Origin of the sequence: Acidovorax sp. Leaf73, assembly GCF_916855635.1 — a bacterium.
Taxonomy (GTDB): domain Bacteria; phylum Pseudomonadota; class Gammaproteobacteria; order Burkholderiales; family Burkholderiaceae_C; genus Acidovorax; species Acidovorax facilis.
Genome location: NZ_CAKASI010000001.1, coordinates 1,061,756 through 1,076,074, shown reverse-complemented (window position 1 = coordinate 1,076,074; position 14,319 = coordinate 1,061,756). Strand labels below are relative to the sequence as shown.

Here is a 14,319-nt window from a genome sequence, read left to right as displayed (position 1 = left end):
CAGCGCATGAGTGCAATGCAGGTCCGTCTGGCAACCGAAGCTGACCACGGCGCCGTCAAAGCTCTGTACAGAGAACTGCGGCCTCAGGACCCCGAGGTGGACAGTGATGCGTCCTTGACGCATTTTCGTGTCGTGTTGCAGTCTCCGCAGGCGCGCCTCGTCGTTGCGCTTTGCGAAGGCGAAGTCGGTGCCACCTGCATGCTGGCTTCGATCCCCAATTTCGCGAGTGCAGGAATGCCCATCGGTGTCATTGAGCACGTGGTTACGGGCGAGCGCTTTCGTCGCCGGGGGCTGGCACTTGCTGCTCTGGAGTTCGCTCTGGATGCAGCTTGGACAATGAATTGCTGCAAGGTGTTTCTTCTCTCGGGTGCTCAGCGCGAGCAAGCGCACCGACTCTATGAATCTGCCGGCTTTGTTGGCAACCAGGAATTGGGCTTCGTCCAGAAGAACCCCAGGGCGGTCCGCCATGACTGAGCAATCTGATCTTTTTTCTGCTCCAGCGCCCGCAGATCAAGCGCAACCAGCTATCAAAATCAAAGCACTGCGCGACCAGCTCAACCACTGGGCGCACCAGTACTACGTGCTGGACGAACCCACGGTGCCCGATGCCGAATACGACCGTGTGTTCCGCGAGTTGCAGGCGCTGGAGGCCGCGCACCCCGACCTCATCACCCCCGATTCGCCCACGCAGCGTGTGATTGGCGCGGTGATGGAGGGCTTGGCATCGGTGCGCCACGCGGTGCCCATGCTCAGCATCCACACCGAAACCGACACCGAGGCCACCGGCGCCCAGGCGTTTGATGCCCGCGTGCGGCGCGAGCTGGGCCTGTCGGAATCTGATCCTGCCATCGAATACGTGGCCGAGCCCAAGTTCGACGGCCTGGCCATGAGCCTGCGCTACGAAAACGGCCGTCTGGTGCAAGCCGCTACGCGCGGTGATGGTGAGGTTGGCGAGGACGTGACGCACAACATCCGCACGATCCGGCAGATACCCCTCACGCTGCCTGGCGGTGTACCGCCGCTGCTCGAAGTACGTGGCGAGGTCTACATGCGCCGCGCAGACTTTGATGCTCTCAACGAGCGCCAGCGGGAGCAGGGCGGCAAGACCTTTGTGAACCCACGCAACGCCGCAGCGGGTGCGGTGCGCCAGCTCGACTCCGGCATCACCGCCCAGCGCCCCTTGAGCTTTTTTGCCTATGGCCTGGGCGCCATCACGCCGCCCGGCGATGGCGGGCCGGTGTTCCGCACGCACTACGAGATGCTGCAGACGCTGAAGTCCTGGGGTTTTCCAGTTGCAGCGCAGGTGCAGATTGCGGTAGGTGCTACTGAATTGGTAGCATTTCACCAACAGATGGGAGCCAGCCGCGATGCGCTGCCGTACGACATCGACGGTGTGGTCTACAAGGTCAATTCCCTGCAGTTGCAGCGCGACCTGGGCTTCAAGACCCGCGAGCCGCGCTGGGCCGTGGCGCACAAGTACCCTGCCCAGGAGATGGCCACCAAGATCGAAGGCATCGACGTACAGGTAGGCCGCACCGGCAAGATCACGCCGGTCGCACGCTTGGCGCCAGTGTTTGTGGGCGGTGTCACCGTCACCAATGCCACGCTGCACAACCTGTTCGAGATTCGCAAGAAGGGCGTGCGCGTGGGCGACACCGTCATCGTGCGCCGCGCGGGCGATGTGATTCCCGAGGTGGTGGGCGTGATGCCGGGCAAGCGCACGGGGTATGTGCCCAACTTCCGCATGCCCGCAGCTTGCCCCGTGTGCGGTAGCGATGTGGTCCGCGAAAAGGGCGAAGCCAACCACCGCTGCACGGGTGGCCTGTTCTGCGCCGCACAGCGCAAGGAGGCCATCCTGCACTTCGCCGCGCGCCGCGCCATGGACATCGAAGGCCTGGGCGACAAGCTCGTGGACCAGCTGGTGGACGCCAATGTGATCCGTACGCTGCCCGACCTGTATCGGCTGGGCCTCACGTCGCTCATCGCGCTGGAGCGCATGGCCGAGAAGTCGGCCCAGAACGTGCTGGCTGCGCTCGAAAAATCCAAGCAGACCACCTTGCCGCGCTTCCTGTTCGGCCTGGGGCTGCGCCATGTGGGCGAGGCTACGGCCAAGGACCTCGCTCGGCACTTTGGCACGCTGGACGCCATCATGGATGCGAGCGTGGAGCAGTTGCTGGAGGTGAACGACGTGGGCCCCGTGGTGGCACAGAGCCTGCACACCTTCTTCCAGCAGCCCCACAACCGGGAGGTGGTCGAGCAACTGCGCGCCTGCGGCGTGACCTGGCCCGAAGGCCCGGTGGCCGAGCGTGCCCCGCAGATCCTGGCGGGTAAAACCGTGGTGCTGACCGGCACCTTGCCCACCCTGAGCCGCGACGCGGCCAAGGACATGCTGGAAGCCGCTGGCGCCAAGGTGGCCGGTTCGGTCAGCAAGAAGACCAGCTATGTGGTGGCGGGCGCCGAGGCCGGCAGCAAATTGGCCAAGGCCGAAGAGCTTGGCGTGCCCGTGCTGGACGAAGCCGGCATGCTGGCCCTGCTGTCGGGCACAGGCGCCTGAAGCAATCTCCCCTTTCTCTGAGTTTTTGATGCGCACATTGCTGCTTTCCTTTCAGGCCCGCGCGGCGGCCCTGTTCCGCTGGCTGGCCGGCCTGTTCGCCTGGATACCCCGCCCGCTGCGCCGCGCGCTGATGTGGGGAGCCCTGGCCGTGCCTGCCGCCGTGCTGGCCTACACGCTGGTGCTGATCCCGTTCACCCCCTCCATCAGCGACATCCGCAAGGCCAAAAGCGAGCTGCCCGCGCAGCTCATGTCGGTGGACGGCAAGCTGCTGGCCGAATACCGCTGGGCCAACCGCGAATGGGTGGAGCTGAGCCAGATATCGCCCAACGTGGTGAACGCCCTCATCGCCACCGAAGACCACCGTTTTTACGACCACTTTGGTCTGGACTGGCGGCGCACGGCATCGTCGGTGGTGCACACGCTGCGCGGGGACCCTCAGGGTGGCTCCACCATCACGCAGCAGCTGGCACGCAACCTGTTTCCGGAGGAGATCGGGCGCTCGCGCGTGTTCCCACAGGCCCTCACGCGCAAGCTCAAGGAGGCGATCACCGCGCTCAAGATCGAGGCGTCGTACACCAAGGACGAGATCCTAGAGACTTACCTCAACACCGTGCCGTTCCTCTACAACGCTTACGGTATCGAGATGGCCGCGCGCACGTATTTCGACAAGTCGGCCGACAAGCTCAACGTGCTGGAAAGCGCCACGCTGATCGGCATGCTCAAGGGCACGGCCTACTACAACCCCGTGCTCAACCCCGAGCGTGCCCAGGCACGGCGCAACACCGTGCTGTCGCAAATGGTCAAGCGCGGCAAGCTCGAAGAAAAGCAGCTGGAGGCCCTGCAAAAACGCCCGCTGCGCGTCAATTTCGAGCGTCAGACCGAGGTCATGGGCCCCGCGCCCCACTTTGCGATGCAGTTGCGCAAGCAGCTCATCGAGTGGGCCGACAGCCATGGCTACAACCTGTATGCCGATGGCCTGGTGATCCGCACCACCATCGACTCGCGCCTGCAGGCCATTGCCAACCAGGCCGTGGCGCGCCAGGGGCGCCAGCTGCAGGGCGTGGCCGACACCGCCTGGTCCCAGCGCAATGGCTGGGGCCCGAAGAGCGAGCTGGTGCAGACGCTGGTGCGCGAAAGCCCCGAATACCGCACCGCCATGGACAAGGGCCAGACCCCGGAAGATGCATTGCAGGCGCTGCTGGATGACACCGCCTTCCTGCAGAAACTGCGCGCCGAGAAGACGCGCGTGCAGGCCGGGTTTCTGGCGCAGGACCCGGTCACCGGCCATGTGCTGGCCTGGGTGGGCAGCCGCGACTTTGCGCAAGACCCGTTCGACCACGTGCAGGCGGCGCGGCGCCAGCCAGGTTCCACCTTCAAGCCCTTTGTGTATGGCGCGGCGTTTGCCAGCGGCGCATCACCCAGCGATACGCTGATGGACACGGCCGTGGAAATCCCCCTGGGTGGGGGCCGCGTGTGGCGCCCCACCGATGGCGGCCCGCCCAGCGACCAGCCCATGACGCTGGCCGATGGCCTGGCGTTTTCCAAGAACACCATCACAGCACAGGTCATGCAGCAGGTGGGCCCGGCCCGCGTGGCCGAGGTGGCCCGGGCCTTGGGGGTGCGCCAGTCGCCGCTGGAAGAAGTGCCATCCTTGGCGCTCGGCACCAGCCCGGTCACCCTGAAGGAAATGGTAACGGCCTACAGCTCCATCGCCAATCTGGGCCGCTATGTCGAGCCCGTGCTGATCACCCGCATCGAGGACCGCCACGGCAAGGTGCTGGAGACTTTTGCGCCGTCTGCCCCTGAAACGGTTTTCGAGCCACGCGCCGCGCAGACCTTGCGCAACACCATGCGCGGCGCCATCGACCGGGGTACGGCCACCGCAATCCGCACCCGCTATGGCATCCAGGCCGATGTGGCGGGCAAGACCGGCACCACGCAGGACAACACCGACGGCTGGTTCATCCTGATGCACGCGCGCGTTGTGGCGGGTGCCTGGGCGGGTTTCAACGACGGCCGCATCACGCTGCGCAGCGATGCGTGGGGGCAGGGGGCGCGCAGCGCGTTGCCCATGGTGGGCGAGTTCATGCAGCAGGCCATTCGCACCAGGGCGGTCAACGGGAATGACCGCTTTGTAGACGAGTTTGTGGAGACCCCCCCGCCACCGGCGGATGGATCACTGGGCGCGATGCGGGAATGGATCCGGGGCCTGTTCGGAGGGGATGCGCAATCCCCCTCTGCACCGGCCCCCTGGCCCGGCACTCCGCCACGGCCCAGCGGTGATGGGCTGCCACCGGTCACCACGGACCCTCCTGGTTCGTCCCGGCCGCCTGTGCCAGCCGAGGAGCGGGTGGGCGGGTAGGTGCGAAGCGGCGGGGTGGGCCTGCGCACCCCAAGCCACCGAAGCGTTGCACAACGCTGCCAACTTTGACGTTGTAGGACGGCGTCGCCAGTCACTCCATGGTGCGGCTGGCGCTTGGCTTATGCGCGTAAACGAACAGACCTTTCATGGTGGGGCCCGCACATTGGCCCATGCAGTCGTTGTTGGACTGCATGCAACGCCAAAGGACTCACCATGAAAACGATTACCACCACCTTGCTTGTGCTGGCCACCCTCACCCTCGGCGCCTGCACCGGCCCCATGGGCCCCCCGGGAGCGCAGGGCAATACCGGAAATACGGGATACACCGGCAAGACCGGTGACACCGGAGCCACGGGCAACCAGGGAAACACGGGTTACACAGGGGCTACGGGCAGCATGGGGTCCACAGGGGCCACAGGCGGGCAGGGCAGCACCGGTGCTACCGGCATGCAAGGCGCCACGGGCTACCAAGGGGATACAGGTGCCACGGGTGCCAAGGGCAACACCGGCAACACTGGTAGCAAGGGCAACACCGGTAATACCGGAACCTCGGGCGATGGCAGTACCGTCATCGTCATACCCGCCAAGCCGTGACACGGCGCGCTCGGCGGCTGACGGCCCGCGCCCGGCGATGCGTCGGACGGGCGGAGGTCAGACCACTGTGCCAGGCCACACAATGGCCTGCGCCACGATCACGTTCTGGCCGTTGAACGTGGCGGCGGGGGATCCGTACAACCGGTAGCCCAGTGCCAGCGCGTCGCTGACACGGCGGCTAAAGCTGGCGTCATCAGGGCCTGTGAGCAAGCGGTAGGCTGGCAGGCCATCGGGAGGTGTGCTGGCCGGGGCAGGGGACGTTGGGGTGGTAGTGGCAGTCATCCCACGGCCTATTCGATGTCAATGAAGTGCATACCCATGGCGCCCGCCTTGCGGTCGGCAAAGTAGCATTCGAGGGTTTCCTTCACGGTGCGGAAGGCCAGCTCGTCCCAGGGCACCTCGTCTTCGGCAAACAGACGTGCCTCGATGGTCTCGTAGCCGGGGTTGAACTGGTCGCTCAGCAGCGTGGCTCGGTAAAACAGGTGTACCTGGCCCACTCGGCGCACATTCAGCAGGCTGAACAGCGGGCCCATTTCAATCTGGGCGCCAGCCTCTTCGTCTGTTTCTCGCGCGGCGCCCTGGGCCGTGGTTTCGTCCAGCTCCATGAAGCCTGCGGGCAGGGTCCACTTGCCCCAGCGGGGTTCGATGTTGCGCTTGCACAGCAGGATGCGGCCATCGGGCAACGCGGGCACGGTGCCCACCACGTTGAGTGGATTTTCGTAGTGCACCGTGTTGCACATGGGGCACACCGCGCGCTGTTTGGTGTCGCCGTCGTCCGGCAGGCGGTAGACCACGGCGGTGCCACAGGCGCGGCAGTGTTTGATGGGGCTGCGGAAGGTCATCGGAGGATTTTTCGAATCAGATCGGCTGCCAGCGCTTTATCAATAAGCGCAAGCAGCTATGAAAAGCATAGTGCGGAGGCTGTGCGTCCGGGTTGGGGCCGCGGCTCCCAGGCCAGGGGCGTTACACCACGCTCAAGCGCAGCGTGCCCAGGCCTTCAACACCACCCTCCAGCACATCGCCGCGCACCACGGCGCCCACGCCTTCGGGGGTACCGGTGTAGATCAGGTCGCCGGGCTGCAGCTCCCACGCGGCCGAAAGGTGTTCGATGGTTTCGGCAATGTTCCAGATCAGCTGCGCCACACTGCTGCGCTGCTTGTCCGCTCCGTTGACCTGCAGCCAGATGGCCGCTTTGGCCACGTCGCCCGCCTGGGCGGCCGGGGTGATGGGGCCAATGGGCGCGCTGGCATCAAAGCCCTTGCCGATGCACCAGGGGCGGCCCTGTTTTTTCATGTCGTTCTGCAGGTCGCGGCGTGTCATGTCCAGGCCCACGGCATAGCCATAGATGTGTGCCAATGCGTCGGCGGCCTTGATGTTTTTGCCACCCTTGCCGATGGCCACGACCAGTTCGATCTCGTGGTGCAGGTTGGCGGTGAGGCTGGGGTAGGGCAGCTGGCCCGTTTCGCCAGCGTTGACCACCACGATGGCATCGGCGGGCTTCATGAAGAAGAAGGGTGGCTCGCGGCCGGTGAAGCCCATTTCCTTGGCATGCTCTTCGTAGTTGCGGCCCACGCAATAAATGCGGTGCACGGGAAAGCGGTCGCCGCTGCCCGCCACGGGCACGCTGGCCACGGGGGCGGGAGAAAACACGTAGCTCATGTCAGCCTCTCGAATTTCTGGGTTCAATGGAAATGAATGGTTGCCGGACGGCGCGGATGCCAGGGCAAGGACTGTGTCGCAAAAACCCCGGGCTGGACCCTGCGCGGCCTCGGTGTGGCAGTGTGCCATGGGCGCGGGCCGCCTGCTGGGGGGCGCTACACTCGCGCCCATGGCAAAGAGCTTCGATTTCCACAACACGCCAGGCCACCTGGTGCGCCGTGCCCACCAGCGAACCGTGGCGCTTTTCATGGAAGAGACTGCGGGGTTTGACGTGACGCCGGTGCAGTTCGCCATCCTGCACGAGCTGCTGGCACGGCCCGGTGAAGACCAGGTCACGCTGGCGTCCCGCGTGGCGTTCGACGCTGCCACATCGGGCTCGGTAATTGGGCGGCTCGAAAAACGCGGCTGGATCCGCCGCGAGCCCGACACCCGCGACCGCCGCCGCAAACTGCTGTGGATCACCCCCGAGGGCGAGGTTGCCGCGCTCCAGATGCGTGATGCCGCCCAGCGTGTGCAGGAGCGGCTGATGGCGCCACTCAATGCGCAAGAGCGCGTTGATCTGATGGCCATCCTGTCCAAGGTTGTCTACAACCACCAGGACCCGGCAGGGGCCTCGGGCGCCTGACGGCCCCGGGCGGCCCCGAGGCTTGCCCATTCAGCGCCCGCGGTAGTGTGGGACTCCCGCTGCCACGCTTTGAAGCGTCCCCTTTCACAACGTATTTTCTGCATGCAGCTCTACAACTACTTCCGCTCCTCCGCCTCGTTCCGCGTGCGCATCGCGCTGCAGATCAAGGGCCTGCCTTACGACTACATCCCCGTGCACCTCGTCAAGGGTGAGCACCAGGCCCCCGCGTACGCCAGCCGCATCGGCGATGCGCTGGTACCCACGCTGGTGATCGATGACGGAGCGGCGCTGTCCCAGTCGATGGCCATCATCGAATACCTGGAGGAAACCCACCCTACGCCCGCGCTGCTGCCTGCCACGCCCCTGGCGCGGGCACACGTGCGTGCGCTGGCGCAGATGGTGGCGTGCGAAATCCATCCCATCAACAACCTGCGCGTTCTCAAGTACCTGGTGCGCGAGCTGAAGGTGGACGAGGGGGCCAAGAACGCGTGGTACCACCACTGGGTGCGCAGCGGGCTGGAGGCCTTTGAGCGCCAGCTGGCACTGTTGGCGCAAGAGCGCGAAACTCAGGGCCTGCCTCCCTCCGTGCTGTGCTGGGGCGACACCCCCACGCTGGCCGACTGCTGCCTGGTGCCGCAAATCTTCAACGGCCAGCGTTTCAACGTGGACCTGGGTGGCCTGCCACTCACGATGGGGGCATTCGACGCCTGCATGGCGTTGCCCGCATTCCAGAAGGCCCAGCCGTCCGCCTGCCCGGACCACGAAGCTTGACCCCGCACGAAGGCCCTCTGGCGGCGGCCGACTGCCTAGTGCCCGACTGGCCTGCGCCCGAGGGCGTGTTTGCACTGTGCACCACACGCACGGGGGGCGTGAGCCTGCCACCCTATGACAGCCTGAATCTGGGGACCCATGTGGGTGATGTCGCGGCCGCCGTGCACACCAACCGCATGCGGCTGCAATCCACGGTCGCTGCGGTGGCGAATGGCACACGGGCGGTGTTTCTGAACCAAGTACACGGCGATGGCGTGGTGCACCTGGACAGCAGCACACCCGACGGCATCGACGCCGATGCCTGCGTGGTCACCGCGCCCGGCGTGGCCTGCACCATCATGGTGGCGGATTGCCTGCCGGTGCTGCTAGCACACCGCTCAGGCCGTGTGGTGGCGGCGGCACATGCAGGCTGGCGCGGGCTGGCCGGAGTGGGCGGGCAGGGAGTGCTGGAATCGGTTTTCAAGCGTTTTGAGGCCCTGGCGCTGGATGGCAAAGCGCTAAATGCTATCAAAATGGAAGCAAACGATCCTGCCCAAACGTTCGCCCAGGACACCCTGGTCTGGCTGGGCCCCTGTATTGGCCCGCAGGCCTTTGAAGTGGGGGCCGAGGTGCGCGCGGCATTTTGCGAGGCGAACCCGGCTTCAGAGGTGTGTTTTGTGCCCAGTGGCAGCGCCAAAGGCAAATTCCTGTGCGACCTGGCTGGACTGGCTCGCCTGCGGCTGCAGGCGCTGGGGATCGCCCACATCCACGGCAACGATGGCACATCGCCTTGGTGCACCGTGACCAACGCTTCACGGTTCTTTTCGCACCGCCGCGACAGTGGAGCCCTCGGCGCTAGCGGGCGCTTCGCCGCCTGCATCTGGCGCAGCTGACGCCGTGGCAGTGGCTGCGGCTGCGGCTTGCTCCGCATCGTAGGCCGCCTGCTCTGCGGCCTCGCGTGCCTTGATCGCCCGCTTGCGCGAAGGAGTGCCAAGGATGTACACCAGAATGCCCATGGGCAGCATGCCATACAGCGCAAAGGTGATCACGGCGCCGAGCACGGTGCCGTTGGGGCTGGTGGCTTCGGCCACCGCCATCATGAGGGTGACGTAGGTCCAGGCGATGACGATGAGGTACATTGGTTTGTGTTCAGTGCAAGCGTTGAATCCGTTGCCATGTGCAAAGGGCTCGGCAACAATGAACCCGAGAGATAAAAAACCAGAAGCTTTGCCGCTGCGAGCGACCAATCACTGAGGAAAGAGCATGAATTCTGAATCACCCTGGGCCGAGAGCGCCGAGCAGTTCCAGAAGATTTTCGGGCAAAGCTGGTCGCAGGCGCTGCAGTCGTTCCAGAAGCTGGACATGGGCACCCAGGTTCCTGCAGCACCACCCCTGAAATTTTCGCCCACCAAGCTGCAGTCCCTGCAGCAGCAGTACCTGAAAGACGCGCAGGAACTCTGGGCCCAGGGCCTGCAGGGAACCCCCGAAGTCAAGGACCGCCGCTTCTCCGGCGAGGGCTGGGCCAGCAACCCCGTTGCTGCGTTCTCAGCCGCAGCCTACCTGCTCAATGCCCGCACCCTCATGGGGCTGGCCGACGCGGTCGAGGCTGACGAGAAGACCAAGGCCCGCATCCGCTTTGGCGTGGAGCAGTGGATGGCTGCCATGGCGCCCAGCAACTTCCTGGCCTTCAACGCCGAAGCACAGAAAAAAGCCATCGAGACCAAGGGCGAGAGCATTGCCAAAGGCATGCAGAACCTGCTGCACGACATCACGCAGGGCCATGTGTCGATGACCGACGAAAGCCTGTTCGAGGTGGGGCGCAACGTGGCCACTACCGAAGGCGCGGTGGTGTACGAGAACGAACTGTTCCAGTTGCTCGAATACAAGCCGCTGACCGCCAAGGTGTACGAGCGGCCCTTCCTGCTCGTGCCGCCGTGCATCAACAAGTTCTACATCCTCGACCTGCAGCCCGAGAACTCTCTGATCCGCTACGCCGTGGAGCAAGGCCACCGGACCTTTGTGGTCAGCTGGCGCAACCCTGACGACAGCCTCGCCCACAAGACCTGGGACGATTACGTGGAAGACGGCGCCATGGCCGCCATCGACGTGGTGCAGAACATCACGGGCGCCGACCAGATCAATGCGCTGGGTTTTTGCGTAGGCGGCACCATCCTGAGCAACGCGCTGGCCGTGCTGGCAGCACGCGGCGATGAGCCCGTGGCCAGCGCCACTTTCCTCACCACGCTGATCGACTTCACGGACACCGGCATCCTCGACGTTTTCATCGACGAGGCTTTCGTGAAGTTCCGCGAGATGCAGATGGGCAAGGGCGGCCTCATGAAGGGGCAGGACCTGGCCTCGACCTTCAGCTTTCTGCGCCCCAATGACCTCGTGTGGAACTACGTGGTGGGCAACTACCTCAAGGGCGAAACACCGCCCCCGTTCGACCTGCTGTACTGGAACAGCGACAGCACCAACCTGCCAGGCCCGTTTTACGCTTGGTACCTTCGCAATTTCTACCTTGAAAACAACCTCGTCCAACCGGGCAAGCTCACCGTGTGTGGCGAGAAGATGGACCTGGGAAACCTCACGCTGCCCGTCTACATCTATGGCTCGCGCGAAGACCACATCGTGCCCATCAACGCCGCCTATGCGTCCACCCAGGTGCTACCCGGCAAGAAGCGCTTTGTGATGGGTGCCTCGGGCCACATTGCGGGCGTCATCAACCCGCCCGCCAAAGGCAAGCGCAGCCACTGGATCCGCGCCGACGGCAAGCTGCCCGCCACGCTCGACCAATGGCTGGACGGCGCTACCGAGCACCCCGGCAGCTGGTGGACCGACTGGGCCGGCTGGATCAAAGGCCATGCAGGCAAGCAGATTGCAGCGCCCAAGAGCTATGGCAAGGGCACCAAGTTCAAGGCCATCGAGCCCGCACCTGGCAGCTACGTGAAGCAGAAAGCCTGATACGCAAAAGTCCTGACTGTCAGCACTGCGAGAATTACCAAGCAACCAACAACCTCCAACCACAAGGACATTCCATGGAAGACATCGTCATCGTTTCGGCCGCCCGCACTGCTGTGGGCAAGTTTGGTGGTGCGCTGGCCAAGACGCCTGCGACCGAACTGGGCGCCATCGTGATCCGCGAAGCCATCGCGCGCGCGGGCCTGTCGTCCGACCAGATTGGTGAAGTCATCATGGGCCAGGTGCTGGCCGCTGGCGTGGGCCAGAACCCCGCCCGGCAGGCTTCCATGAAGGCCGGTGTGGCCAAGGAAACTCCTGCGCTCACGATCAATGCGGTGTGCGGCTCAGGCTTGAAGGCCGTGATGCTTGCTGCGCAGGCTGTGGCCTGGGGTGACAGCGAGATCGTCGTGGCTGGCGGCCAAGAGAGCATGAGCATGGCGCCCCACGTATTGCCCGGCTCCCGCGATGGCCAGCGCATGGGCGACTGGAAGCTCATCGACACCATGATCGTGGACGGTCTGTGGGACGTGTACAACCAGTACCACATGGGTATCACCGCTGAAAACGTGGCCAAGGCCTATGGCATCACGCGCGATATGCAGGATGCCCTGGCATTGGGCAGTCAGCAAAAGGCAGCAGCTGCACAAGACGCAGGCAAGTTTGTGGACGAAATCGTGGGTGTGAGCCTGGCGCAGAAGAAGGGCGACCCCATCCTGTTCAACGCCGACGAATACCTCAACCGCAAGACCAACGCCGAAGCGCTGGCAGGCCTGCGCCCCGCATTCGACAAGGCCGGCAGCGTGACGGCGGGCAACGCATCGGGCCTGAACGACGGCGCAGCCGCTGTGGTGGTGATGACCGCTAAGAAAGCTGCAGCCCTGGGCCTCAAGCCCCTGGCACGCATCGCTGCATTCGGCACCAGCGGACTCGATCCCGCCACCATGGGCATGGGCCCGGTGCCAGCGTCACGCAAGGCCCTGCAGCGCGCAGGCTGGAACGCTGCCGATGTGGATCTGTTCGAGCTGAACGAAGCCTTTGCCGCACAAGCCTGCGCGGTGAACAAGGAATTGGGGATTGACCCTGCCAAGGTGAACGTGAACGGCGGTGCCATCGCTATCGGCCACCCCATCGGCGCTTCCGGCTGCCGCATCCTGGTGACCCTGCTGCACGAAATGCAGCGCCGCGATGCCAAGAAGGGCTTGGCAGCGCTGTGTATTGGTGGCGGCATGGGCGTGTCCCTGGCCTTGGAGCGCTAACAAGCCCCTGCGCCTGTTTGCACCTGCGGTTCAGCCGTTTCTCAGGGGCAAGGCCAAAAATCGAAGCCGCGTTACGACGCGGCTTTTTTATGTCTGGCTTCAGTGTGAACGTGTCGCCGCCGTGGCCTCACTTCTGCGTGCGCAGGTGGTTGCAAGATGTTTCTATGGGATCGTTGGAAGGCTGTGGCTTGCACCAAAACTGTGACTCTGCCGAGACACATAGCGCGTAAGGCGTGTGACGCATGCCGATATGCCAAAAAGAAAAGGGCTTCAGTGTTTTCCTTCACGGCAGCGGTAGATTTCTTCGGTAGAGTGGCTGTTGAGCAAATCACTAACAAGGAGAAATCACATGAGCCAGAAAGTTGCATACGTCACCGGCGGCATGGGCGGCATCGGGACTGCCATTTGCCAGCGCCTGCACAAGGAGGGCTTCAAGGTCATCGCAGGTTGTGGCCCTACCCGTGACCATGCCAAGTGGCTGGCCGAGCAGAAAGCCCTGGGCTACACCTTCTATGCGTCGGTGGGCAATGTGGGCGACTGGGATTCCACGGTAGAAGCCTTTGGCAAGACCAAGGCCGAGCACGGCACCATCGACGTGCTGGTGAACAACGCTGGCATCACCCGCGACCGCATGTTCCTCAAGATGTCGCGCGAAGACTGGGACGCGGTGATTGAAACCAACCTCAACAGCATGTTCAACGTCACCAAGCAGGTGGTGGCCGACATGGTGGAAAAGGGCTGGGGCCGTATCATCAACATCAGTTCGGTGAACGGTGAAAAGGGCCAGGCGGGCCAGACCAACTACTCGGCCGCTAAGGCGGGCATGCATGGCTTTTCGATGGCGCTGGCGCAGGAGCTGGCGACCAAGGGCGTGACGGTCAATACGGTGAGCCCCGGCTACATCGGCACTGACATGGTCAAGGCGATCCGCCCCGATGTGCTTGAAAAGATCGTTGCCACGGTTCCCGTCAAGCGCCTCGGTGAACCCAGCGAAATCGCTTCCATCATTGCGTGGCTGGCTTCGGATGAAGGTGGCTACGCGACCGGTGCCGATTTTTCGGTCAACGGTGGCCTGCACATGGGTTGATGCCCGAAGGCTTGGAAAAACAAAAAACCCCGCAATGCGGGGTTTTTTGTTGGAGGAGCAAGAGGGAAGGGGTCGCCGGTTATCTTGCTTCGAGGAGCCTATGAAATGGGCCGTTTGGCGGAAACACAAACGGTACCTTGGTACGCTTTGTGCTTTGATTTTGCGGCTGGCATTGGATGGGCGCTTGAAGCGGGAAGCTGGCTGCCACGCCTTCAGAAGCGGGCGGGAGCGCGCTTGCGATCGCGTTCGTCTTCGGGCCAAGCGGACAAGATTGCGGTGGTATTCATGCTGGAAAACTCCTGTGATGTACCAACAACGCGGCCCATCTACTGTCCGTTGACAGCGTCTCGCAAAAAAATGCAACCGTAAGTGCCCGCAGATTTACCTCTACACCGCTATCAAAAATAATAGCTAAAAATCATTGCTGGATAAGCGCAAGGGTCGAAAAAGATCACTTTGTGATTACATGAA

Annotated in this window: 14 protein-coding genes; 10 read left to right on the top strand and 4 right to left on the bottom strand. The window is 63.9% G+C overall.

What is annotated here, in order from left to right; all coding sequences use genetic code 11:
• Positions 1-6 precede the first annotated feature (6 nt).
• The 4 genes from LPA35_RS05000 to LPA35_RS04985 all read left to right on the top strand — a co-directional run bounded on the left by LPA35_RS05000 (position 7) and on the right by LPA35_RS04985 (position 5,510).
• Positions 7-474, top strand: coding sequence for a GNAT family N-acetyltransferase (locus LPA35_RS05000; protein WP_228895475.1), 468 nt, complete (start codon positions 7-9; stop codon positions 472-474).
• Entirely contained in the window at positions 467-2,554 is a 2,088-nt protein-coding gene (ligA, locus tag LPA35_RS04995) for an NAD-dependent DNA ligase LigA (RefSeq protein ID WP_228895473.1), read from the top strand. The genes LPA35_RS05000 and ligA overlap by 8 nt, the downstream gene beginning before the upstream one ends.
• A gap of 28 nt (positions 2,555-2,582) precedes the next feature.
• Positions 2,583-4,916 carry a penicillin-binding protein 1A gene (locus LPA35_RS04990; protein WP_228895471.1) on the top strand — a complete coding sequence of 778 codons (2,334 nt, stop codon included), beginning with the start codon at positions 2,583-2,585 and terminating at the stop codon, positions 4,914-4,916.
• Between the two features lie 213 nt (positions 4,917-5,129).
• Complete coding sequence (locus LPA35_RS04985; protein ID WP_304505249.1) at positions 5,130-5,510, top strand: collagen-like protein; 381 nt, start codon at positions 5,130-5,132, stop codon at positions 5,508-5,510.
• A gap of 57 nt (positions 5,511-5,567) precedes the next feature.
• Here LPA35_RS04985 and LPA35_RS04980 read toward each other — a convergent pair whose 3' ends face one another.
• The 3 genes from LPA35_RS04980 to LPA35_RS04970 form a co-directional block, all read right to left on the bottom strand.
• On the bottom strand, positions 5,568-5,792 hold the full coding sequence (locus tag LPA35_RS04980) for a DUF1737 domain-containing protein (RefSeq protein WP_228895469.1): 225 nt from the start codon (positions 5,790-5,792) through the stop codon (positions 5,568-5,570).
• 8 nt (positions 5,793-5,800) lie between these two features.
• Positions 5,801-6,352: an NUDIX hydrolase gene (locus LPA35_RS04975; protein ID WP_228895467.1), complete on the bottom strand. Its 552-nt coding sequence runs from the start codon at positions 6,350-6,352 to the stop codon at positions 5,801-5,803.
• Positions 6,353-6,473: 121 nt separating this feature from the next.
• Entirely contained in the window at positions 6,474-7,169 is a 696-nt protein-coding gene (locus LPA35_RS04970) for a fumarylacetoacetate hydrolase family protein (RefSeq protein WP_228895465.1), read from the bottom strand.
• Positions 7,170-7,338: 169 nt separating this feature from the next.
• Between LPA35_RS04970 and LPA35_RS04965 the strand changes: the two genes are divergently transcribed.
• From LPA35_RS04965 to LPA35_RS04955, 3 genes are all read left to right on the top strand, one after another.
• Positions 7,339-7,794: a MarR family winged helix-turn-helix transcriptional regulator gene (locus LPA35_RS04965; RefSeq protein ID WP_055397946.1), complete on the top strand. Its 456-nt coding sequence runs from the start codon at positions 7,339-7,341 to the stop codon at positions 7,792-7,794.
• A gap of 102 nt (positions 7,795-7,896) precedes the next feature.
• Positions 7,897-8,565, top strand: coding sequence for a maleylacetoacetate isomerase (gene maiA / locus LPA35_RS04960; protein WP_228895463.1), 669 nt, complete (start codon positions 7,897-7,899; stop codon positions 8,563-8,565).
• On the top strand, positions 8,562-9,437 hold the full coding sequence (locus LPA35_RS04955) for a polyphenol oxidase family protein (protein WP_228895462.1): 876 nt from the start codon (positions 8,562-8,564) through the stop codon (positions 9,435-9,437). The genes maiA and LPA35_RS04955 overlap by 4 nt, the downstream gene beginning before the upstream one ends.
• Here the strand turns inward: LPA35_RS04955 and LPA35_RS04950 are convergent.
• Positions 9,357-9,683 (bottom strand): hypothetical protein, encoded by a 327-nt coding sequence (locus LPA35_RS04950; RefSeq protein ID WP_228895460.1) that lies wholly within the window; start codon positions 9,681-9,683, stop codon positions 9,357-9,359. The genes LPA35_RS04955 and LPA35_RS04950 overlap by 81 nt on opposite strands.
• A gap of 124 nt (positions 9,684-9,807) precedes the next feature.
• Here LPA35_RS04950 and LPA35_RS04945 point away from each other — a divergent pair, with 124 nt between their 5' ends.
• The 3 genes from LPA35_RS04945 (at position 9,808) to phbB (ending at position 13,848) form a co-directional block, all read left to right on the top strand.
• Entirely contained in the window at positions 9,808-11,508 is a 1,701-nt protein-coding gene (locus LPA35_RS04945; protein ID WP_228895458.1) for an alpha/beta hydrolase, read from the top strand.
• A gap of 74 nt (positions 11,509-11,582) precedes the next feature.
• Positions 11,583-12,761 carry an acetyl-CoA C-acetyltransferase gene (locus LPA35_RS04940; RefSeq protein ID WP_121420226.1) on the top strand — a complete coding sequence of 393 codons (1,179 nt, stop codon included), beginning with the start codon at positions 11,583-11,585 and terminating at the stop codon, positions 12,759-12,761.
• 349 nt (positions 12,762-13,110) lie between these two features.
• Positions 13,111-13,848, top strand: a complete 738-nt coding sequence (gene phbB / locus LPA35_RS04935) for an acetoacetyl-CoA reductase (protein ID WP_121420225.1) — start codon at positions 13,111-13,113, stop codon at positions 13,846-13,848.
• Positions 13,849-14,319: the final 471 nt, after the last annotated feature.

Coding starts and splice junctions, on each gene's coding strand:
- LPA35_RS05000 (WP_228895475.1), top strand. CDS start 7: ATGAGTGCAATGCAGGTCCGTCTGGCAACCGAAGCTGACCACGGCGCC.
- ligA (WP_228895473.1), top strand. CDS start 467: ATGACTGAGCAATCTGATCTTTTTTCTGCTCCAGCGCCCGCAGATCAA.
- LPA35_RS04990 (WP_228895471.1), top strand. CDS start 2,583: ATGCGCACATTGCTGCTTTCCTTTCAGGCCCGCGCGGCGGCCCTGTTC.
- LPA35_RS04985 (WP_304505249.1), top strand. CDS start 5,130: ATGAAAACGATTACCACCACCTTGCTTGTGCTGGCCACCCTCACCCTC.
- LPA35_RS04980 (WP_228895469.1), bottom strand. CDS start 5,792: ATGACTGCCACTACCACCCCAACGTCCCCTGCCCCGGCCAGCACACCT.
- LPA35_RS04975 (WP_228895467.1), bottom strand. CDS start 6,352: ATGACCTTCCGCAGCCCCATCAAACACTGCCGCGCCTGTGGCACCGCC.
- LPA35_RS04970 (WP_228895465.1), bottom strand. CDS start 7,169: ATGAGCTACGTGTTTTCTCCCGCCCCCGTGGCCAGCGTGCCCGTGGCG.
- LPA35_RS04965 (WP_055397946.1), top strand. CDS start 7,339: ATGGCAAAGAGCTTCGATTTCCACAACACGCCAGGCCACCTGGTGCGC.
- maiA (WP_228895463.1), top strand. CDS start 7,897: ATGCAGCTCTACAACTACTTCCGCTCCTCCGCCTCGTTCCGCGTGCGC.
- LPA35_RS04950 (WP_228895460.1), bottom strand. CDS start 9,683: ATGTACCTCATCGTCATCGCCTGGACCTACGTCACCCTCATGATGGCG.
- LPA35_RS04945 (WP_228895458.1), top strand. CDS start 9,808: ATGAATTCTGAATCACCCTGGGCCGAGAGCGCCGAGCAGTTCCAGAAG.
- LPA35_RS04940 (WP_121420226.1), top strand. CDS start 11,583: ATGGAAGACATCGTCATCGTTTCGGCCGCCCGCACTGCTGTGGGCAAG.
- phbB (WP_121420225.1), top strand. CDS start 13,111: ATGAGCCAGAAAGTTGCATACGTCACCGGCGGCATGGGCGGCATCGGG.